This window comes from Streptomyces sp. NPDC045431 (genome assembly GCF_040646655.1).
Taxonomy (GTDB): domain Bacteria; phylum Actinomycetota; class Actinomycetes; order Streptomycetales; family Streptomycetaceae; genus Streptomyces.
The window spans coordinates 34,133-54,505 of record NZ_JBEZAQ010000001.1; the positions used below are offsets into that span (position 1 = coordinate 34,133).

Here is a 20,373-nt window from a genome sequence, read left to right on the forward strand (position 1 = left end):
CGCCGGTGGTCAATCGGCGGGCGAGACCCTCACGTGCTCGGGGTGGGGGGAGGAAGGTGCCGGGGTGACGCGGGGAGGTGCGTCACCCCGGCGAGGGGGGTATCGGGTGCCGGTGTCAGCAGTTGACGACGTACCAGACCGGGTTCCAGTTGTAGCTGGAGGAGGCGGAGTACGCGCCCGGCGTGGTGAAGATGGTGTTCCGGTTGCTGTCCAGGAAGCGGGCCCGGGTGCCCGGCGTCTGGTTGTTGATCCAGGAGCCGTAGCCGGTCCAGTTGTGCAGGGCGTACGTGGCGCACCGGTAGAGGTTGAACTGCGCGCCGGTGAAGTTGGTGCCGGTGAACATGCAGAAGTTCTGGGCCGGGCAGTCGGCGCGGCCTTGTCGCGCGCCCGGCAGCGGCAGCACGATCTCGCCCTTGCCGTCGATCGCGATCCGGTTGAGGGCGACCTGCGTGCCGCCGTGGCGGGTGAGGTGGGTGTCGACCTGCTCCTGGAGGTCTTCGGCCTCGTCGTCGTCCAGGCCCGCCGCCTCCGCCTCCGCGGCGAAGTCGTGGTGGCCGGGGACGGACGCGGCGGCGGCCGGGTTGGTCAGGCCGAACGCCATCGCGGCGACGAGTGCCATGACCGCGAACAGCGCCGCGGTCAGCTTGCGCAGTGTCATGCGGTGTTCCCCCTGTTTTCGGGACGAATGCCGTCGCGTGTGCGGCGGGCATGACTCTGAGTTTCCAAGCCTGTGCGAGCGCCGGGCAACCGGTTCCCGCGTTGCTGTCCGGTAGACGCCAAAGCCGCCTGGCGCGGCGGGAGTCGGCGGGAGTCGGCGGGAGTGGGCGCGCGTCGGCGGGTGTCGGTGTGCGTCGGGGCGCATCGGATGCGGCGGGGCGGCGGCGGATAGGTTGCGGTCCATGACCGAGTGGGACATCAAGAAGCTCCAGATCCTGCGCACGCTGCGGGACCGCGGCACCGTGACCGCGACCGCGGAGGCGCTGCTGATGACCCCCTCGGCCGTCTCGCAGCAGCTGTCCAACCTCTCCAGGCAGTTGGGCGTACGGCTGCTGGAGGCGCACGGGCGGCGCGTGCGGCTCACCGACGCCGCCCACCTCGTGCTGCGCCACGCCGAGGTGGTGTTCGCGGAGCTGGAGCGGGCGGACGCGGAGCTCGCCGGATACCTCCAGGGCGAGGCCGGCGAGGTGCGCGTCGGGGCCTTCTCCACCGCCGTGCCCGCTCTCGTCGTCCCCGCGGTCCTGCGGCTGCGCACCGCCCACCCGGGCCTGGAGGTGCGGGTCCGGGAGGCGGAGGCGGCCGAGGCGTACGAGCTGCTGTCGGCGGGGGCGGTGGACCTGGCGCTGTCGCTGGCGGCGCACGCGCCGACGGCCCGGGACCCCAAGTTCACGCGCGTGCCGCTGCTCGCCGATCCGCTGGACGTCGCCCTGCCGGCGGCGCATCCGCTGGCGGGGGCGCCGGGGCTGCGGCTGGCCGACCTGTCGGGGGAGCGCTGGATCTTCGGGGGCAGCGGGCCGTGGTCGGAGATCACCACGGCGGCGTGCGAGGCGGCCGGGTTCGTCCCGGAGCAGGCCCACTCGGCGGCCGGCTGGACGGCGATCCTGGCGATGGTGGAGGCGGGCATGGGCATCGCCCTGGTGCCGCGCATGGCGGCGGCGGAGCGGGCGACGGGCGTGGTGATGCGGGTCCTGGAGGCCGACCAGCCCCGCCGCCACGTCGTCGCGGCGGCCCGGCGCGGCGCGGAGTCGGCCCCGGCGGTCGCCCGCGTGCTCGCGGCCCTGCGCGAGGTCGCGGCCCTGAGGTAGGGCCTGCGCCGGGGCGTCGGGGGCGTCGGGGCGTCGGGGCGCGAGAGGCCCTCGATAGGCCTGCGTCAGGGCGTCGGGGCGCTCGGGCGCAGGCCGGGTGGTGCGGGCCCCGCGCCCGTCAGGCCGCCGGGGGTCTCGCCAGGCCCAGGAGGAGTTCGTCCGTAGCCGCCTTGACGCCGTCGAGCGTGCGGCCCTCGACGTGCGTCACACGGTGCATGAGGCTCGGCATGAACGGCGCCAGCAGCATGTGCGCCAGCAGCGCCGCGTCCCCGTCGGGCCGGATCCGGGCGACGAGCATCGCCGTGTGGGTGTGCATCGTGGCGTAGGCGCCGCTGTCGTAGCGCGCCAGCGGTCCCGCCTCCTCCGCCGCCAGCATCATGTCCCGCTGCTCGGCGACCCGGTCGGCCAGCGCGTGCAGGAACGCGCGCAGGCGCTGGAGGGGCGGTGCCTCCGGACCGAGCGGCGGCGGGCCGGACATGAAGGCCTGCTGGAAGCGCTTCTCGCGCTCGTCGAGCAGCGCGAACAGCAGCTGCGCGACATCGCCGAACCGCCGGTAGACCGTGCCCACGCCGATGCCGGTCGCGTGCGCGACCGCGTTCATGGTCAGGGCCCCGGGCCCCTTCTCCGCCACGATCGCGGCGGCGGCCTCCAGGATCCGGCGGCGGTTGTCCGCGGCGTCCGCGCGCTCCGGGCGCTCCGGACGTGCGGCGGCGGGCCCGTCCAGCAGCGGCAGGTCGATGCGGCGGGGCGGGCGCGACGACGGCGGCGTGCTCATGGCCCGAGCATAGCCGAGTACCGGAAAACTATCCGGTTCCGCTGCCAGCAGCTCTTGCCATGCGGATTCCTATCCGCTTAACTCGTGGGTGTCAGGAAGCGGATAACGATCCGCTTTCCCCGTACGTGTCGAAGGGTTGCGTCATGGCTCCGAAGATCGCCGTCGTCTACTACTCCTCCACCGGCAACGTCCACCGCCTCGCCGAGGCGGTCGCCGAGGGCGCCGAGAAGGCCGGCGCCGAGGTCCGGCTGCGCCGCGTACCCGAGCTCGCCCCCGATGCGGCCATCGACTCCAACCCCGCCTGGCGCGAGCACGTCGAGGCCACCCGCGACGTGGCGGTCGCCACCCTCGACGACCTGGCCTGGGCCGACGCGTACGCCTTCGGCACACCCACCCGGTACGGCAACGTCGCGGCCCAGCTGAAGCAGTTCCTCGACTCCACCGGCGGCCTCTGGCAGCAGGGCGCGTTCGCCGACAAGCCGGCCACCGGCTTCGTCAGCGCGTCGAACGCGCACGGCGGCAATGAGTCCACGCTGCTCGCGCTCTACAACACCATGCACCACTGGGGTTCCCTCATCGTCTCGCCCGGCTTCACCGACCCGTCGGTCTTCGCCGCCGGCGGCAACCCCTACGGCACCTCGCACGCCTCCGGCGCCGGAGCCCCCGGCGACAACGTGCTCACCGCCGCCCGCCACCAGGGCCGGCGCCTCGCCACGATCACCGCGCGCCTCGCCGGTACCGCGACCGCGTTCTGAGGCAACCTTTCAGCTGAGCTGAAGATCGAGTGAAGGAACTTTCGATGGACCTGTCGGTTCCGCAGGGCCGACAGTAGGTTCATGACCTTCGACCCGAGCACCCAGGACGCCCCGGACCAGGACCCGCACGCCAACGACGCCGCGCCCTACGGCGGTGGCGACCCGTACGCCGACTACCGCGCCGGTGACTTCCCGTTCACCGACCTCGTCGACCTGGCCGACCGCCGCCTCGGTGCCGGAGTCGTCGCCGCCAACGACGAGTTCTTCGCCGAGCGCGAGAACCTCCTGGTGCGTGAGCGCGCGGTGTTCGATCCGGAGCACTTCGGGCACAAGGGCAAGATCATGGACGGCTGGGAGACCCGCCGTCGGCGCGGTACCGACGGCGAGAACCCCTTCCCGGCCCCCGAGGACCACGACTGGGCGATCGTCCGCCTCGGCGCCCCCGGCGTCATCCGCGGCGTCATCGTGGACACCGCGCACTTCCGCGGCAACTACCCGCAGCGCGTCTCCCTCCAGGCCGCCTCCGTCGAGGGCAGCCCGAGCCCCGAGCAGCTCCTCTCCGACGACGTGAAGTGGGAGGAGATCCTCCCGCCCACCCCCGTACGCGGCCACGCCGCCAACGGCTTCGCGATCGGCGCCGAGCGCCGCTTCACCCACGTGCGCGTCTGCCAGCACCCCGACGGCGGCATCGCCCGCCTCCGCGTCCACGGCGAGGTCGTCCCCGACCCGGAGTGGCTGGACCTCCTCGGCACCCTCGACCTCATCTCCGTACTCAACGGAGGCGTGTACGAGGACGCGTCCGACAAGTTCTACTCCTCGCCGACCCAGATCATCCTGCCGGGCACCTCCCGCAAGATGGACGACGGCTGGGAGAACCGCCGCCGCCGCGTCCGCGGCACCAACGACTGGGTGCGCTTCCGCCTCGCCGCGCAGGGTGCCGTACGGGCCGTCGAGATCGACACCGCGTACCTCAAGGGCAACTCCGCCGGCTGGATCTCCCTCCAGGGCCGCGACGGCGAGGACGGCGACTGGTTCGAGCTCATCCCGCGCACCCGGCTCCAGCCCGACACGCTCCACCGCTTCAAGCTGCCCGCCGAGGCCGTCGTCACCCACGTACGCCTCGACGCCTTCCCCGACGGCGGCATCGCCCGCATGCGCCTGCACGGCTCCCTCACGGAGCAGGGCGCGGCGGACCTGCGCGACCGCTACGCGCGGCTCAACGGCTGACGGCCCGCTCGACGGCCCGCTTGACGGCCCGCTCGACGGCCCGCTTGACGGGCCGCTCGATGGCCGGCTGACCGCCGGCCCACGGCTTCCGCCCGGCGGACGGCGCGCACGAACGCCCGCCCGCCGGGCGGATTTCCACCCACGACGAAGGGGCGCCCCCCGGGGGGAGGGCGCCCCTTTTTTTGGCGCTCGGTTCGGCTCCGGGGCGCCTAAGACGGTGTCGACGGTCGATCTCCCCCTACGCCCTGCGGGCGTGGGAGGTACCCCCGCTCGGGTCGATCGTTCCTCACGACCCTCCGCGCTCCCCCTACCTTCGGCGGGGGGACCCCCATCCCTTTCGACACCGCCGCGCCCCTTCACCTCACTCGCGAGGTCTCACGCACCCGCCGCCGCGTCCGCCGCCTGGGCCTTCAGGGCCCGCTCCACGCCCGACCGGGACTCGGAGACCAGGCGGCGCAGCGCCGCGTTCGGCTCCGCGCTCGCGAGCCACGCGTCCGTCGCCGCCAGCGTCTCCTCGGAGACCTGGACCGCCGGGTAGAGGCCGACCGCGATCTGCTGGGCCATCTCGTGGGAGCGGGACGCCCACACGTCCTTGACCACGGCGAAGAACTTCTCCGTGTACGGGGCCAGCAGCTCGCGCTGGTCCGTCTGGACGAAGCCGCCGATCACGGCCTCCTGCACGGCGTTCGGCAGTTTGTCGGAGTCGACGACCGACGCCCACGCCTCGGCCTTGGCCTCCGCCGTCGGGCGTGCCGCCCGCGCGGTGGCCGCGTGCCGCTCGCCCGCCGCCGTCTTGTCGCGGTCGTGCTCCGCGGCGATCTCCGGCTCGTCGTACACGCCCGTCGCGGCCAGCCGCTCCACGAACGCCCAGCGCAGCTCGGTGTCCACGACCAGGCCCTCGATCGTCTCGCGGCCCTCCAGCAGCGCCGCCAGCAGGTCCAGCTGCTGCGGCGTACGGGCGGTCGCCGCGAAGGCCCGCGCCCACGCCAGCTGGTGGTCGCTGCCCGGCTCGGCGGTGCGCAGGTGCGTCAGCGCCGCCTCCGTCCAGCGGGCCAGGCCCGTCTCGCGCCACTCCGGCGCCGCGTACAGGTCGAGGGCCAGCTTCACCTGGCGGTGCAGCGACTGCACCACACCGATGTCCGACTCCTTCGCGATGCCGGACAGCACCAGCTCCAGGTAGTCGCGCGTGGCCAGCTCGCCGTCGCGCGTCATGTCCCACGCCGACGCCCAGCACAGCGCGCGCGGCAGCGACTCGGTGAAGTCGCCCAGGTGCTGCTTCACCGTGGCCAGCGACTCCTCGTCGAGGCGCACCTTGGCGTACGACAGGTCGTCGTCGTTGAGCAGCACCACGGCCGGGCGGCGCACGCCCGCCAGCTGCGGCACCTCGGTGCGCTCGGTCGCCGTGACGTCCAGCTCCACCCGGTCCGTACGGACCAGCTTCCCCGACCCGTCGAGGTCGTACAGGCCGATCGCGATCCGGTGCGGCCGCAGGACCGGCTCGCCCTTCGCGCCGACGGGCAGCGCCGGGGCCTCCTGGCGTACCGCGAAGGAGGTGATGACACCGTCGCCGTCGACCTCGATCTCCGGGCGCAGCACGTTGATGCCGGCCGTCTCCAGCCACGCCTTCGACCACGTCTTCAGGTCACGCCCGGAGGTCTCCTCCAGCGCGCCCAGCAGGTCCGACAGGCGCGTGTTGCCGAAGGCGTGGCGCTTGAAGTACGCCTGCACGCCCCGGAAGAACTCGTCCTCCCCGACGTACGCCACCAGCTGCTTCAGCACGGAGGCGCCCTTGGCGTAGGTGATGCCGTCGAAGTTGACCAGGACGTCGTCCAGGTCGCGGATGTCGGCCATGATCGGGTGCGTCGACGGCAGCTGGTCCTGCCGGTACGCCCACGTCTTCATCTGGTTCGCGAACGTCGTCCACGAGTGCGGCCAGCGCGAACCCGGCGCAGCCGCCTGGCAGGCGATCGAGGTGTAGGTGGCGAACGACTCGTTCAGCCACAGGTCGTTCCACCACTCCATCGTCACCAGGTCGCCGAACCACATGTGGGCCAGCTCGTGGAGGATGGTCTCGGCGCGCACCTCGTACGCCGCGTCCGTCACCTTCGACCGGAAGACGTACTGGTCGCGGATGGTCACCGCGCCCGCGTTCTCCATCGCGCCCGCGTTGAACTCCGGCACGAACAGCTGGTCGTACTTGGCGAAGGGGTACGCGTAGTCGAACTTCTCCTGGAACCAGTCGAAGCCCTGCCGCGTCACCTCGAAGATCGCGTCCGCGTCGAGGAACTCGGCGAGCGACGGACGGCAGTAGATGCCCAGCGGCACGACCTGCCCGTCCGGGCCCTCGTACGTGCTGTGCACCGCGTGGTACGGGCCGACGATCAGGGCCGTGATGTACGTCGAGATGCGGGGCGTGGGCTCGAAGACCCAGACGTCGTCCTTCGGCTCCGGCGTCGGGCTGTTCGAGATGACGGTCCAGCCGGACGGCGCCTTCACGGTGAACTGGAAGGTCGCCTTCAGGTCCGGCTGCTCGAAGCTGGCGAACACCCGCCGCGCGTCCGGCACCTCGAACTGCGTGTAGAGGTACGCCTGGTCGTCGACCGGGTCGACGAACTTGTGCAGGCCCTCGCCGGTGTTCGTGTACGCGCAGTCCGCGACGACCGTCAGCTCGTTGCGCCCCTGCTTCAGGTGCTTCAGCGCGATCCGCGAGTCGCGGAAGACGGCCGCGACGTCCAGCGCGTGGCCGTTCAGGGTGACCTTGTGGACGGCCGGGGCCACCAGGTCGATGAACGTCTCCGCGCCCTCCTCGGCGGAGTCGAAGCGCACGGTGGTGACGGACCGGTAGGTGCCGCCCTCCTGCGCGCCGCTGAGATCCAGGTCGATCTCGTACGAGTCCACGGTCAGCAGCTTCGCCCGCTGCTGCGCCTCTTCACGGGTCAGGTTCGTGCCAGGCACCCGGTCATCTCCTCGTTGTGTGACGTTTGCGGCCATCCTTCCACGGACACCAAGGGGCCGCCCCACCGTTACGGCGGGGCGGCCCCATCGGCATGAAACCCGAGGTCAGCCGGGCGGTGACGTCAGCCGTTCAGCTCGGCGGCGACCAGCTCCGCGATCTGCACGGCGTTCAGCGCCGCGCCCTTGCGCAGGTTGTCGTTGGAGAGGAAGAGCGCGAGGCCGTGCTCGACGGTCTCGTCCACGCGGATGCGGCCGACGTACGAGGCGTCCTTGCCGGCGGCCTGGAGCGGGGTCGGGATCTCGGAGAGCTCGACGCCCTCGGCGTCCTTCAGCAGCTCGTAGGCGCGCTCCACGCTGATCGGGCGCTCGAAGCGGGCGTTGACCTGGAGGGAGTGGCCCGAGAAGACGGGGACGCGCACGCAGGTGCCGGAGACCTTGAGGTCGGGGATCTCCAGGATCTTGCGGGACTCGTTGCGGAGCTTCTGCTCCTCGTCCGTCTCGAAGGAGCCGTCGTCGACGAGGGAGCCGGCCAGCGGCAGCACGTTGAAGGCGATGGGGCGCTTGTAGACGCCGGGCTCGGGGTAGTCGACGGCCTCGCCGTCGTGGGTGAGCTCGGTGGCGCGCTCGGCGACGGCCTTGACCTGGCCGTCCAGCTCCGCGACGCCCGCCAGGCCCGAGCCGGAGACGGCCTGGTAGGTGGTGGCGACCAGGGCGGTCAGGCCCGCCTCCTGGTGCAGCGGCTTCAGCACCGGCATGGCCGCCATCGTGGTGCAGTTCGGGTTGGCGATGATCCCCTTGGGGCGGTCCTTGATCGCGTGCGGGTTCACCTCGGACACGACCAGCGGCACCTCGGGGTCCCGGCGCCAGGCGGAGGAGTTGTCGATCACCACGGCACCCTGGGAGGCGACCTTCTCGGCGAGCGCCTTGGAGGTGGCGCCACCGGCGGAGAAGAGCACGATGTCCAGGCCGGTGTAGTCGGCGGTGGAGGCGTCCTCGACGGTCACGCCGTCCAGGACGGTGCCCGCGGAACGGGCGGAGGCGAACAGCCGCAGCTCGTCGACGGGGAACTTCCGCTCGGCAAGGATTCTGCGCATGACCGTGCCGACCTGACCGGTCGCTCCGACGATTCCTACCTTCACGGGGACTCCTCCGTACGTGCTTGTCGGCCCTGGCGGCCTGGGTGCCTCACCCATGATGCGTATCACCTGACCGGGCTTGTCCAATTCATTGTCCGCGACGTGAGAAGCAGCACGCGAAGGGCGGGCGCCCGCAGGACGCCCGCCCTCACTCACCGTACGAACGGTGTCACGCCGACCGTTACGGCGTGACCTTGCCGATCATGACGCTGCCGCTGCCCGCGACCGTGCCGCGCGCCGTCACCAGCGACACCTCGCCGAAGAACTGCCGGCCCTCGGGGGCCTCGCCGTTCACCAGCACCTCGGCCGCGACCTGCGCCGACGCGCCCGTCGCCAGCTTCACCGGCTTCGCGGCGTCGACCTTGACCGTGCCGAGCGCGGACGAGAAGTACACGTCCTTGTAGTCGTACGTGGTCGAGCCGGCCGGGATCTCGTAGCCGATGACCTCGATCGTGTACGTACCGGCGGCCGGCTTGATCAGGGAGACGGACTCCTCCGAGTCGCCGTCCGCCGACGAGCCGACCTCCACGCCGTTCAGCGAGACGGTCAGGTCCAGGTCGGCCGCCTTGTCGGAGGTGTTGCCGATCGCCACGTCCAGCCGCTCGACGCCCTCACCGAGGGTGACCGTGCTGGTGTGCGTGGCGTGGTTGGCGAGGGTCGGCGTGGCGACCTTCGCGGAGCCCAGCGGGCCGCCCTTCAGGGCGCCGTCGATCGCGGCGAAGCCGTTGGTGACCTTCCAGTCCACCGCGGCCGGCGTGCCGACCTTGGCCTCGGGCACCGTGCGCACCGCCGGGTCGAAGGCCGCACCCAGCAGGGACACGTCCAGCTTGTAGGGGTTGTCCAGGTCCGGCGAGGTGCGCCGCGCCTCGACCTCGATCTCCCAGACGCCCGGCGTCGGGTTGGCGTACGAGCGCGCGTCGGGGCGGCACGTGTTCGCCGGGTTGTAGTGCGGGTAGCACGCGTTGGACGCGGTGGTGCCGACGGGCACGCCGTACGGGTGGATGGCGATGAACCGGGTCTGGCTCTTCTCCTTCAGCCCGCCGAGCGCGACCTCCAGCGCCTTGGCGCCCTTCGGCACCGTGACGAAGTAGGACTTGTGGCTGTTGCGCTGCACGGTGCCGGTCGCGCTGTAGGCGTACGCGCTCGGCGCCGCCAGGTCGTGCGCGACGACGACGGTGGCGAGGATCTGCTTGTCGACGCCCTCGGTGTCCTCGTCGTCGGCCTCCAGGATGGCGCTGTGCACGCCCGCGGAGCCCGGCTTGGCCTGCACCTTGACGGTGACGGGCTTGTTCAGCGGCAGGTCCACCTCGTCGTCGCCGAGGATGCGGAAGGTGCCGTCGTTGTACTTCAGGTCCAGCTCGTGCTCGATCGGCCGGTCCGGGCCGGTCGTGCGCGTGATGGTGACGTCGTAGACCTTCTTCTGGCCGGCCTTGAGGCCGCCCTCGCGGTCGTAGATGCCGGTGCCGGGCTTCTTCAGCTCCTGCTCCAGCGCGGTGTCGACGGGCGCGGCGACCGTGTACTCGTGCGCGGTGGCCCCGTCCTCGATGGACTCCCAGGCGTCGACGACGTCGATCAGACCGGCGCCCTGCTCGTGCGCCGCGACACCGGAGATACGGTTCGCGGTGCTGGTGAGCGCGGTGCGCAGGCTCAGCGGGGAGAGCGCGATCTTCCGCTGCTTGGCGGCGGAGATCAGCAGCGCGCTCGCGCCGGCCGCCTGCGGCGACGACATCGAGGTGCCGTTGAGCATGCCGTAGCCGGCGGGCAGCTTGTAGGAGGTCTCCGGGACGCCGGCGCCCGCCATCCACGTCGGGATGGTGTTGATCGCCGAGCCGGGCGCGGAGATCGTCGGGGTGAGGCCGCCGTCCTCACGGGGGCCGCGCGAGGAGAAGGGGAACATGGCGTACTTCTTCTCGACGACCGAGGCGTAGTTGGCGGCCCACGTCTCCTTGGAGATCGCGGCGCCGACCGAGACGACCTTGTCGGCCAGGCCGGGGTCCCCGATGGTGTTCAGGCCCGGGCCGGAGTTGCCGGCCGAGATGACCAGCTGGACGCCGTAGGTGTCGATCAGGCGGCCGTAGAGCGCGGCGCGCGCGTTGTCGCCGGAGTTGAGCGCGGGCAGGCCGCCGATCGACATGTTGACGATGTCGACACCGCGGTTGACGACCAGGTCCGCCATGCCCTCGGTCAGGGCGGTGTTGGTGCAGCCGCCGGACCAGGTGCAGGCGCGCGAGGAGACCAGCTTGGCGCCGGGCGCCGCGCCGTTCATCTTGCCGCCGAACAGGCCGTGGGCGGCGGTGATGCCGGCCACGTGCGAGCCGTGGTCGGAGTTGACGACGCCGATGTTGACGAAGTCGGCCTTGTCCTTGTTGGCGTTGTAGACGACGTCCTTGCGGATCTCGACCACGAACGGGATGCGCTCCACGACGTCGGTCTCCGGCTTGTCCGTGCCGAAGTAGCCGACCTGGAACCCGTCCTTGTACGGCTTCATCGCGACGTCGTCGGTGAAGTCGTTGTTGCCGTTGAGGTCGACGCGGACGGTGCCGGCGGCCGCGTCGTACAGCACGCCCCACACGTCGGTGGTGTCACCGTCGCGGTTGAGGTCGCCGTTCATGTCGCCGCCCTTGGTGGCGGCCTCGCGGAAGTCGCGGTAGCGGTACGAGCCCTCGGGCGCCGTCCAGGTGCGGCCGTCGGCCGTGAACGTCGGGCCGGCCACCGCCGGGTTGTTCATCGGGCGCCAGGTGCCGTCGCCGTCGGTGACGGGGTGGGTGGCGGTCACCCAGTCGACGATCTTGCGCTCGCCGGTGGTGGTCTTCTGCAGCGCCGGGTGGCCCAGGTCCACGCCGGAGTCGAGGATGCCGATGGTCACCCCGCGGCCGTCGGCCTTCGGGTACTTCTTGACGAAGTCCACCGCACCGGTCTCGAAGGCCGGGTTGTACGGGTTCTTCGCCGGCGTCCGCGCGTCGGGGCCGGGGTACGTGGTGGCCGTCGAACCGGTCGTGGTACCGCCCTCCCCGACGGTACCCGCGTCCGGGGACGGGTCTTCCAGCGCGATCTCGTACTGGAGGTCGATGCCCTGCACCGAGGAGAGCTTGGCGGCCGCGGTGAGCGCGGACTTCGCCTTCCCGGTGGGCAGCGTGGCGCGGACGTAGCCGAGCTTGTCGTACGTCGTGCCGACCGTGGCGCCGGCGACGTCGTCGAACTGCTGGGCGACCTGCTCGGTCTGGCCGGGGGCCGTGGCCACCATGACGGTGACGGTCCGGTCGCCCTGGGCCTCCGCCTCGGCCAGCCGCTCGGCGTCGGCGGCGCCGAGCTTCGCGTCGGCGGCGGAGGCGTCCGACTTGGCCGGGGCCGCGCCCGCGGGGGTGCCCGCCGGGTCGTCGGCGGCGAACACCGGGGCGGTGCCGGCCGCGGCCAGCGCGGCCACCAGGCCGGCGGCGGCGACGACGCGGGCGGTGCGCCGAGCCGTCCGTCTGTGGCCGGGGGTCGAGCTCCCTGGTATGGAGCTCTGGGATTCGAGGGTGGTCATCTGCATCCCTGTATGTGAAAGAGACGGTCCGGTATGTGGTGCCGGATGACCGCTCACCCTTTCGCACGGGACAGGGGTTTGGGGAGGGCTGCCGGAGACGGGATGCGGGTCTTGGCGCACATCCGCCACTGTCGCCGATACGCCACGGGGGATGAATCAGGTCAAATCCCCGGTTTACGCAGGGTGTTCGGCTGAGCGTTCAACTTTCCTTGGTGCGCGCGTAGTGGCGGGAGGCCTTCGCGCGGTTGCCGCACACCGCCATGGAGCACCAGCGCCGGGTGCCGTTGCGCGAGGTGTCGAAGAAGTGCAGGACGCACGCCTCGTGGGCGCAGGCGCGGATCCGGTCGGGCGCGGTGCGCAGCAGGTTCAGGTAGTCGCGGGCGGCGAGCCAGCCGGGGCCCCAGGAGGGGTCGGCGAACTCGGCCTCCTCGGCGGGGCCTTCCGCGGTGAGCACGGCGCGGATCCGGCCGTGCGCGAGGACCTCGTTGAGGGCGGCGGCCGCGGCGGTGTCGCCGGGCCGGTCGACGGCGGCGGCGAGCGCGTCGCGGGCGGTGAGGGTGCGCTCCAGCGTGGGCGCGTCGGCGCGGAAGCGGGCGTCGGCGTCGAGACCGTTGGCCGCCAGCCAGACGGCCAGCCCCTCGGGGTCGGTCAGCAGGTCCTGGGCGGCGCCGTCGTGCACCCAGCGGGTGTTGAGCAGGTCGAGGGAGACGGGTTCGCCGACGAGCGGCCGCGGGTCCGGTGCGGGCATCTGTGGGCTCCCTTTCGCTGCCTGGCCGAGGCGCCTAACCCCTCAATCGTACGTAACTGGTTGCGCGCCCCCGAATCTAACCTCTAAAGTCTCGATCACAGGTTAGATATCTCGCTCTGAGAGGGGCACCGCCATGACGGCGACCACCACCAGCACGCTCCGTACCGGCCACGTCGGCATCAACGTCACCGACCTCCCCCGCTCCCTCGCCTTCTACGGGGACGTCCTCGGCTTCGACGTCCTCGTCGAGGGCAAGGAGGACGGGCAGCGGTTCGCCCTCCTCGGCCGGGACGGCCGGCTCGCCCTCGCCCTCTGGCAGCAGGCCGACGACTCCTACGCCCCCGCCCGCGCCGGCCTGCACCACCTCGCCTTCGAGGTCGACACCATGGACGAGGTCCGGGCCGTCGAGGCCGAACTGCGATCGCTGGACGTGACGTTCGCGTACGAGGGCGTCGTCGCGCACCGCGAGGGCGCGGCCTCCGGCGGGATCTTCTTCCACGACCCCGACGGCACCCGCCTGGAGATCTACGCCCCCACCGGCGCCGAGGAGGCACCCGCACCCCACGCCGCCGCCCCCACCTGCGGCTTCTTCTAGGAGGCGGTCACCCGTGTCACGCCCCTACCACCAGGGATCGCTCGCCGTGCAGACCCGCGTCGGCGTCCGCGACCTCGCCGACCACGTCGGCCGCTCCATCGGCCAGGACATCCGCCGGGTCGCCGCCGCCTTCCTGGAGCTCCAGCCCCTGCTGGTGATCGGCGCGCAGGACGAGCACGGCCGCGTCTGGAGCTCCCTGCTCACCGGCGCGCCCGGCTTCGTCCGGGCCACCGGGCCGCGCTCCGTGGCGGTGGCCGGGGGCGTGAAGGACGGTGACCCGCTCGCCGCCACGCTGGCCCGCGCCGAGGACACCCCCGTCGGAACGATCGCCCTCGACCCGCGTACCCGGCGCCGCATGCGCCTCAACGGGACGGCCCGGCCCAGCGCGGACGGCCTGGCCATCGCGGCGCGGCAGGTCTTCTCGAACTGCCCGAAGTACCTGCAGAAGCGGGAGCTGTACGCGCCCGACGACGGCGCGGCGGCGCGTCCCGGCTCCGTACGCCGGAGCGACCGGCTCACCCCCGCGCAGCAGGAGTTCGTCCGCGCCGCCGACACCTTCTTCATCGCCACCGTCGCGCCCGGGCACGGCGCCGACGCCAGCCACCGGGGCGGGAACCCCGGCTTCGTCCAGGTCGCCTCGCCCACCGAGCTCGGCTGGCGGGACTACGCGGGCAACGGCATGTTCCTCACCCTCGGCAACCTGGAGGCCGACGCCCGCGCGGGACTGCTGTTCCTCGACTGGGCCACCGGCACCACGCTCCAGCTCACCGGCACCGCCCGCTCCGCGTTCACCGCGACCGGCCGCACCGTCCGCTTCACCGTCGACGGGGTGCTGGAGCACGAGGGCGCGAGCCCGCTGCGGTGGTCGGCGGTGCCGGAGTACTCGCCCCACAACCCGGAGGCGGCGGAGGTGATCGAGGAAGGCTGAAACCGGCTCAACCCGGCGGCCCCGGTCAACTCCCCACGCACCGGCGCGGTCCCCTCCACCGACCGCAGTCGAACAGCGAGGGGAACAAGCATGGCGATACGCAAGACGGCCCTGACGGCGGCGATCGTGGCGGCGGCCGTCGCCACCACCGCCTTCACCGTCCCGGCAGCCGCCACCGACCGCACCGACCGCACCACGCGCACCACGGACGGGCACGAACGGACCCAGGCGGCCCTCGAGGCCGCCGTACGGGAGGGAACGCCCGGCGTGCTCGCCCAGGCGCGGGACCGCGACGGCGTCTGGAACGGTGCCGCCGGGGTCGCCGACCGCGACACGGGCCGCGAACGCCACCCGAACGACCGCTACCGCGTGGCCTCCATCACCAAGACGTTCGTCGCCACCACCGTCCTGCAACTGGAGGCCGAGGGCAGACTGGACCTCGACGACACCGTGGACCGCTGGCTCCCCGGCGTCGTACGCGGCAACGGCCACGACGGCCGGAAGATCACCCTCCGCCAACTGCTCAACCACACCAGCGGCATCTACGACTACACCGCCGACCCCGGGTTCCAGGCGAAGGCCTTCGGCCCCGGCTTCTTCCAGCACCGCTACGACACGTGGACTCCGCGGCAGCTGGTCGGCGTCGCGATGGGCCACCGGCCGAACTTCGCGCCCGGCACGGACTGGGCCTACTCCAACACCAACTACATCGTCGCCGGCATGGTCATCGAGAAGGCGACCGGACGGCCGTACGGAAAGGAGATCGAGCGCCGCCTCATCAAGCCGCTGAAACTGCGCGCCACCTCCGTGCCCGGCACGGACGCGCGGATGCCGAAGCCCAGCGGCCGCGCCTACTCCACGCTCATGGCGGCGGAGCCGAACGCACCCGTCCACGACGTCACCGAGCTGAACCCGTCAGGGGCGTGGGCGTCCGGCGAGATGATCTCCGACTCGGCCGACCTCCAGCGGTTCGTACGGGCGCTGCTGAAGGGGAGGCTGCTGCCGCCGGCGCAGATGAAGGAGCTGACCACCACGGTCCCGGTCGAGGAGGGTGGGCCGTCCGCCCGCTACGGACTGGGCGTGTTCGCGGTCAAGCTGAGCTGCGGCACGGAGGTGTGGGGCCACACCGGCGGCATCCACGGATCCGTCTCCAACGTGGTCGCCACCCGGGACGGGGAGCACTCACTGGCGCTGAACCTCAACGGCGACTGGGCGGGCAACACGCTGGGGATCGTCGAAGCCGAGTTCTGCGGCTGAGCCTCGCCGTAGCCCTCGCCCTCACCTGGGCAGCACCACGAGGTACGCGGCCGGGGCCCGGTCCCCGGCCGCCATCAGGGCCGTCCGCACCACGACCGCCTGCTGCTCCAGCGCGTCGCGCAGCTTGCGGGGCGTGAGGTGGACGACGGTGACGCCGAGCCGCTCCAGGTGCTCGCGCTTGCGCGTGTACGCGGTCCAGGTGCTCTCGTCGTCGTCCCGGCGCGACGAGCGGGTGTCGAGCTCGACGGCGACGGCCTGGTCCGGCCAGTAGGCGTCCACGCCCCCGAGGTGAGGGCCGCCGGGCAGCCGGAGGTCCACGTTCCACAGCGGGTCGGGCAGCTGGTGCACGCGCACCATCTCGTACAGCCGCTCCTCGGCCAGCGCCCGGCCGTCCGCGAGGAGCGCGTCGACGGCGTCCACGACGTGCGGCCGGGTCAGCAGCCGGGCGCGGTTGAACTCCCGGACGACGGCGGACGGTTCGCAGTACCCCTTCCGCACGGCCTCGGTGAGCAGCCTGCGCACCGTGTGGGCGTCGGCGAGGTGCGGGACGGCGTCCGCGAGGGCGCGGGCCACCGGGGCGACCGGGAGGCCCGTCACCTCCCGGGCCACCGGCGGGTCCGCCGAGGCGCGCACGATGCGCACGCACCCGGTGGACCGCAGCCGCCGGGTGCGCGGCACCAGCACGTCGATGTGGTCCAGCGCGGGCAGCGGCGGCGCGGCGGCGAACCGGTACAGCGCCAGCGCCGCCAGCCCGGTGATCATCGCCTCGCCCTCACCGCCGGGCCGCCGCTCGGCGTACAGCAGCGCGGCGTGCAGCCGCTCCTCGCTGGTCGGCTGCCCGGGGCGCAGCAGGTACACGCCCGGCAGCACCTGCTGCCAGGGCCCGCCGGCCCGGCAGTGCGCGCCGGCCTCGGCGGCGGACACGCCCTGGGCCCGCAGTTGCGCGGCGGACAGCACGCGCCGCCGTACGTCGGAGGAGCCGGAGAGGGGACGGGGGGAGAGCGGGGTGTTGGTCATGCCCCGGGACTTCCCGCCAACTCCCCGCCCTCTAACCGTTGTTACAAGCCCGTCGACAATCCGGGACAACCCCGTCCTAAAGTACGGGCGTTCGACTGCCGATCAGGAACTCCCGCCCCCCCCCGGAACCCGCAGGCCGAAGCCGCCGCCCGGCCCCCAAGCGGGCCCCGCCGGCCGGCGGGCCCCAGCCACGCCGCTCAGCCCGGGCCTCAGCCCGCCGTCGCGTCGCGCGCCTGGGCGCGCAGTGCGCGGGCCAGGTCGTCGCGGGCCTCCAGGACCAGGCGGCGCAGGGCCGGGGCGGACGCCTCGTGGGCGGCGAGCCAGGCGTCCGTCGCCTCCAGCGTCGACGGGTCGTCCTGGAGCGACGGGAACAGGCCCCGCACCACGTCCATGCCGATCTGGATGGACCGCTCCCGCCAGACGCGCTCGATCGCGTCGAAGTACTTCGGCGCGTACGGCGCGATCAGCGCCCGCTGCGACGGCTGGGTGAAGCCCGCGATCGTCGCCTCCACCAGCGCGTTCGACAGCGCGTCGGACTCGACGACCTGTGCCCACGCCTGCGCCTTGACCGCCTCCGACGGGCGGGCCGCCAGGCACCGCACCTGGTGGCGCTTGCCCGAGGCCGTGTCGTCGCGCGCCAGCTCGGCGTTGATCGCGCTCTCGTCGGCGCGGCCGTGCGCGGCCAGCGGCCCCAGGAACGCCCAGCGCAGCTCCTGGTCGACGTCCAGCCCGTCGATCTTGGCCGAACCGTCGAGCAGCCCCTCCAGCAGCGCGAAGTCCTCGTCCCCGCTCGCCGTCGCCGCGAAGAACCGCGCCCACGTCAGCTGGTGCTCACTGCCCGGCTCCGCCGCCCGCAGCTCCCGCAGCGCGCCCTCCGCGACCAGCCGGCCGCCCTCCTCGCGCCACGCCGGGGCGGCGTAGTGCGTCAGCGCAGACTGCGCCCAGGCGTGCAGCATCTGCAGGACGCCGATGTCCGACTCGCGCCCCGCGAAACGCAGCACCAGCGCCACGAAGTCCCGCGCCGGCAGCAGCGCGTCCCGCGTCAGGTTCCACAGCGCCGACCAGCACAGGGCCCGCGCCAGGGGGTCGGTGATGTCGCCGAGGTGCTCGCGCAGGGTGTCCAGCGAACCCTCGTCGAAGCGCACCTTGGCGTACGTCAGGTCCTCGTCGTTGACGAGCACCAGCGCCGGGCGCTCGCTGCCCGCCAGCTCCGTCACCACCGTGCGCGCGCCGGTGATGTCCACCTCCGCGCGGGCGTACCGCACCAGCTCGCCGCCCTCGGACCGGTACAGGCCCACGGCCGCCCGGTGCGGACGCGGCTCGTCGCCCTCCTGCTCGACCGCGAGCTCCGCCACCCGGCCCTCGGCGTCGTACGTCACGGCCGGCGTGAGCACGTTGACGCCCGACGTCTGGAGCCAGGACCGCGCCCACGCCGTCATGTCGCGGCCCGAGGTCTCCTCCAGCACCGACAGCAGGTCGTCCAGGCGCGTGTTGCCGTACGCGTGCCGCTTGAAGTAGCGCCGGGCGCCCTCCAGGAAGGCCTCCCGCCCCGCGTACGCCACCAGCTGCTTCAGGACGGCCGCGCCCTTGGCGTACGTGATGCCGTCGAAGTTCAGCTTGGCGTCCTCCAGGTCACGGATGTCGGCCGTGATGGGATGGGTGGACGGCAGCTGGTCGGCCCGGTACGCCCAGGCCTTGCGGTTGTTGGCGAAGGTGACCCAGCTGTTGGTGAAGCGGGTGGCCTCGGCCAGCGAGAAGGACCCCATGAAGTCCGCGAACGACTCCTTCAGCCACAGGTCGTCCCACCACTTCATGGTGACCAGGTCGCCGAACCACATGTGCGCCATCTCGTGCAGGATGACGTTCGCCCGCCGCTCGTACGCCGCGCGCGTCACCTTGCCGCGGTAGATGTACTCCTCGCGGAAGGTCACCATGCCCGGGTTCTCCATCGCGCCGAGGTTGTACTCGGGGACGAAGGCCTGGTCGTACTTCCCGAAGGGGTAGGGGTAGTCGAAGTTGTCGTGGAAGAAGTCGAAGCCCTGCTTGGTGACGAGGAAGACGTCGTCCGCGTCGAAGTGCTTCGCCAGCCCCTTGCGGCACATCGCGCCGAGCGGGATCTCCAGGTCACCGCGCCGGTAGGTGTCCGTGACGTAGTGGTACGGGCCGGCCACCACGCAGGTGATGTACGTCGAGATCGGCGCGGTCTCCGCGAATCGCCAGACCCCTCCCTCCCGCGACTCCTCCACGCCGTTGCTCCACACCGTCCACCCCTCGGGCGCCGTCACCTCGAAGCGGTACGGCGCCTTGAGGTCGGGCTGCTCGAAGTTGGCGAACACGCGCCGCGCGTCCGCCGGCTCGTACTGCGTGTAGAGGTAGACCTCGCCGTCCTCCGGGTCGACGAAGCGGTGCATCCCCTCACCCGTCCGGCTGTACGCGCACTGCGCGTCCACCACCAGCACGTTCTCCTCGGCCAGTCCCTCCAGGGCGACCCGCGTGCCGTCGAAGACGACGGCCGGGTCCAGCTCGCGGCCGTTGAGCGTGACGGCGTTCACCGACGGGGCGACCAGGTCCGCGAAGGAGGCGGCCCCCGGCGTGGCGCAGCGGAACCGGATCGTCGTCACCGACCGGAAGGTCCGCCGCTCGGACTCGCCGCCGGCGGCCTCCCCGACCGCGGACCGCAGGTCGAGAGCCACCTCGTACCCGTCGACGGTCAGCAGCTCGGCCCGTTCGCGGGCCTCGTCGCGGGACAGATTCTCACCGGGCACGGGCACTCCTTCGTAGCTCGTTCTGACAGCAGTGATCCTCCCATGTGCCTCTGACCGCCGGTATGGGGAATGCCGGTGGCGCCCGGTGGTGTTGCCCCCCTCAGGCACGCCCGACCCATCAGCTGAGGAGACGCATGTCCGAGAGCAGGACCACCGCCGACTTCTGGTTCGACCCCATGTGCCCCTGGGCCTGGATGACCTCCCGCTGGATGCTGGAGGTGGAGAAGGTCCGCCCGGTGGACGTGCGCTGGCACGTGATGAGCCTCGCCGTCCTCAACGAGCCCAAGATGGACGAGCTTCCCGAGGACTACCAGGCCCTGCTCAAGACGGCCTGGGGCCCGGTGCGCGTCGCCATCGCCGCCCAGCAGCAGCACGGCGACGACGTGCTCGGCCCCCTCTACACCGCGATGGGCACCCGTTTCCACAACAAGGGCCAGGACGCCACCGACCGCGCGGTCCTGGAGGCGGCCCTGGAGGACGCCGGGCTGCCCGCCTCCCTCGCGAGCTACGCCGACAAGGACACGTACGACACGGAGCTGCGCGCCTCCCACAAGGAGGGCATCGACAAGGTCGGCCAGGACGTCGGGACGCCGGTCATCGCGGTCCCGGGCGCGGACGGCGAGCAGATCGCCTTCTTCGGCCCGGTCGTCACCCCGGCCCCCCAGGGCGAGGCGGCGGCCCGTCTGTGGGACGGCACGCTGATGGTGGCGTCGACGCCCGGCTTCTACGAGATCAAGCGGACCCGGACCGCCGGCCCGGACTTCAGCAACCTGTAGACGCCGGCGACCGTAGGCCGGCGCCCCCCCGGACGCCGGCGTACGACAGCAGACGGCCCCTCGCGATTCACGTCACCGCGGGGGGCCGTCCTTCATCCGCCTGCCCGGTGA

The 20,373-nt window shown here is 72.4% G+C and carries 15 protein-coding genes; 7 read left to right on the forward strand and 8 right to left on the reverse strand.

Annotated features, from left to right (window positions below; genetic code table 11):
- Positions 1-115: 115 nt before the first annotated feature.
- Complete coding sequence (locus AB0A69_RS00115; RefSeq protein WP_361413413.1) at positions 116-658, reverse strand: peptidase inhibitor family I36 protein; 543 nt, start codon at positions 656-658, stop codon at positions 116-118.
- A 241-nt stretch (positions 659-899) separates the two neighbouring features.
- Between AB0A69_RS00115 and AB0A69_RS00120 the strand changes: the two genes are divergently transcribed.
- Positions 900-1,802, forward strand: coding sequence for a LysR family transcriptional regulator (locus tag AB0A69_RS00120; protein WP_361413416.1), 903 nt, complete (start codon positions 900-902; stop codon positions 1,800-1,802).
- A gap of 118 nt (positions 1,803-1,920) precedes the next feature.
- Here AB0A69_RS00120 and AB0A69_RS00125 read toward each other — a convergent pair whose 3' ends face one another.
- Positions 1,921-2,577, reverse strand: coding sequence for a helix-turn-helix domain-containing protein (locus AB0A69_RS00125; protein ID WP_361413418.1), 657 nt, complete (start codon positions 2,575-2,577; stop codon positions 1,921-1,923).
- 143 nt (positions 2,578-2,720) lie between these two features.
- Here AB0A69_RS00125 and wrbA point away from each other — a divergent pair, with 143 nt between their 5' ends.
- A complete protein-coding gene (gene wrbA / locus AB0A69_RS00130; protein ID WP_361413421.1) occupies positions 2,721-3,332 on the forward strand; it encodes an NAD(P)H:quinone oxidoreductase in 612 nt (203 codons plus the stop codon).
- A gap of 81 nt (positions 3,333-3,413) precedes the next feature.
- On the forward strand, positions 3,414-4,559 hold the full coding sequence (alc, locus tag AB0A69_RS00135; RefSeq protein WP_361413424.1) for an allantoicase: 1,146 nt from the start codon (positions 3,414-3,416) through the stop codon (positions 4,557-4,559).
- A 375-nt stretch (positions 4,560-4,934) separates the two neighbouring features.
- Here alc and pepN (AB0A69_RS00140) read toward each other — a convergent pair whose 3' ends face one another.
- The 4 genes from pepN (AB0A69_RS00140) to AB0A69_RS00155 all read right to left on the reverse strand — a co-directional run bounded on the left by pepN (AB0A69_RS00140) (position 4,935) and on the right by AB0A69_RS00155 (position 12,924).
- Positions 4,935-7,514, reverse strand: a complete 2,580-nt coding sequence (pepN, locus tag AB0A69_RS00140) for an aminopeptidase N (protein WP_361413426.1) — start codon at positions 7,512-7,514, stop codon at positions 4,935-4,937.
- A 122-nt stretch (positions 7,515-7,636) separates the two neighbouring features.
- Positions 7,637-8,653 carry an aspartate-semialdehyde dehydrogenase gene (locus AB0A69_RS00145; protein WP_361413429.1) on the reverse strand — a complete coding sequence of 339 codons (1,017 nt, stop codon included), beginning with the start codon at positions 8,651-8,653 and terminating at the stop codon, positions 7,637-7,639.
- A gap of 178 nt (positions 8,654-8,831) precedes the next feature.
- Positions 8,832-12,176: a S8 family serine peptidase gene (locus AB0A69_RS00150; protein ID WP_361413432.1), complete on the reverse strand. Its 3,345-nt coding sequence runs from the start codon at positions 12,174-12,176 to the stop codon at positions 8,832-8,834.
- Between the two features lie 199 nt (positions 12,177-12,375).
- The gene (locus tag AB0A69_RS00155) at positions 12,376-12,924 is read right to left on the reverse strand and encodes a CGNR zinc finger domain-containing protein (protein ID WP_361413434.1); all 549 of its coding nucleotides are present in this window, start codon (positions 12,922-12,924) and stop codon (positions 12,376-12,378) included.
- A gap of 133 nt (positions 12,925-13,057) precedes the next feature.
- On the opposite strand from AB0A69_RS00155, the gene AB0A69_RS00160 reads away from it, so the two are divergent.
- From AB0A69_RS00160 to AB0A69_RS00170, 3 genes are all read left to right on the forward strand, one after another.
- Positions 13,058-13,519 (forward strand): VOC family protein, encoded by a 462-nt coding sequence (locus tag AB0A69_RS00160; protein ID WP_361413437.1) that lies wholly within the window; start codon positions 13,058-13,060, stop codon positions 13,517-13,519.
- Between the two features lie 13 nt (positions 13,520-13,532).
- Positions 13,533-14,447 carry a pyridoxamine 5'-phosphate oxidase family protein gene (locus AB0A69_RS00165; protein ID WP_361413439.1) on the forward strand — a complete coding sequence of 305 codons (915 nt, stop codon included), beginning with the start codon at positions 13,533-13,535 and terminating at the stop codon, positions 14,445-14,447.
- 90 nt (positions 14,448-14,537) lie between these two features.
- Positions 14,538-15,704 carry a serine hydrolase domain-containing protein gene (locus tag AB0A69_RS00170; RefSeq protein ID WP_361413441.1) on the forward strand — a complete coding sequence of 389 codons (1,167 nt, stop codon included), beginning with the start codon at positions 14,538-14,540 and terminating at the stop codon, positions 15,702-15,704.
- A gap of 21 nt (positions 15,705-15,725) precedes the next feature.
- On the opposite strand, the gene AB0A69_RS00175 is transcribed toward AB0A69_RS00170, so the two are convergent.
- Positions 15,726-16,721, reverse strand: a complete 996-nt coding sequence (locus AB0A69_RS00175) for a hypothetical protein (RefSeq protein ID WP_361413444.1) — start codon at positions 16,719-16,721, stop codon at positions 15,726-15,728.
- A gap of 209 nt (positions 16,722-16,930) precedes the next feature.
- The gene (gene pepN, locus AB0A69_RS00180; protein ID WP_361413447.1) at positions 16,931-19,486 is read right to left on the reverse strand and encodes an aminopeptidase N; all 2,556 of its coding nucleotides are present in this window, start codon (positions 19,484-19,486) and stop codon (positions 16,931-16,933) included.
- A 134-nt stretch (positions 19,487-19,620) separates the two neighbouring features.
- Here pepN (AB0A69_RS00180) and AB0A69_RS00185 point away from each other — a divergent pair, with 134 nt between their 5' ends.
- The gene (locus AB0A69_RS00185; RefSeq protein ID WP_361413450.1) at positions 19,621-20,262 is read left to right on the forward strand and encodes a DsbA family protein; all 642 of its coding nucleotides are present in this window, start codon (positions 19,621-19,623) and stop codon (positions 20,260-20,262) included.
- Positions 20,263-20,373 lie beyond the last annotated feature (111 nt).

Bases quoted from the DNA above. Each gene is read 5' to 3' on its own strand.
- AB0A69_RS00175 (WP_361413444.1), bottom strand. From the start codon at position 16,721: ATGACCAACACCCCGCTCTCCCCCCGTCCCCTCTCCGGCTCCTCCGAC.
- AB0A69_RS00185 (WP_361413450.1), top strand. From the start codon at position 19,621: ATGTCCGAGAGCAGGACCACCGCCGACTTCTGGTTCGACCCCATGTGC.
- AB0A69_RS00150 (WP_361413432.1), bottom strand. From the start codon at position 12,176: ATGACCACCCTCGAATCCCAGAGCTCCATACCAGGGAGCTCGACCCCC.
- AB0A69_RS00160 (WP_361413437.1), top strand. From the start codon at position 13,058: ATGACGGCGACCACCACCAGCACGCTCCGTACCGGCCACGTCGGCATC.
- AB0A69_RS00115 (WP_361413413.1), bottom strand. From the start codon at position 658: ATGACACTGCGCAAGCTGACCGCGGCGCTGTTCGCGGTCATGGCACTC.
- alc (WP_361413424.1), top strand. From the start codon at position 3,414: ATGACCTTCGACCCGAGCACCCAGGACGCCCCGGACCAGGACCCGCAC.
- AB0A69_RS00120 (WP_361413416.1), top strand. From the start codon at position 900: ATGACCGAGTGGGACATCAAGAAGCTCCAGATCCTGCGCACGCTGCGG.
- AB0A69_RS00170 (WP_361413441.1), top strand. From the start codon at position 14,538: ATGGCGATACGCAAGACGGCCCTGACGGCGGCGATCGTGGCGGCGGCC.
- AB0A69_RS00125 (WP_361413418.1), bottom strand. From the start codon at position 2,577: ATGAGCACGCCGCCGTCGTCGCGCCCGCCCCGCCGCATCGACCTGCCG.
- AB0A69_RS00155 (WP_361413434.1), bottom strand. From the start codon at position 12,924: ATGCCCGCACCGGACCCGCGGCCGCTCGTCGGCGAACCCGTCTCCCTC.
- wrbA (WP_361413421.1), top strand. From the start codon at position 2,721: ATGGCTCCGAAGATCGCCGTCGTCTACTACTCCTCCACCGGCAACGTC.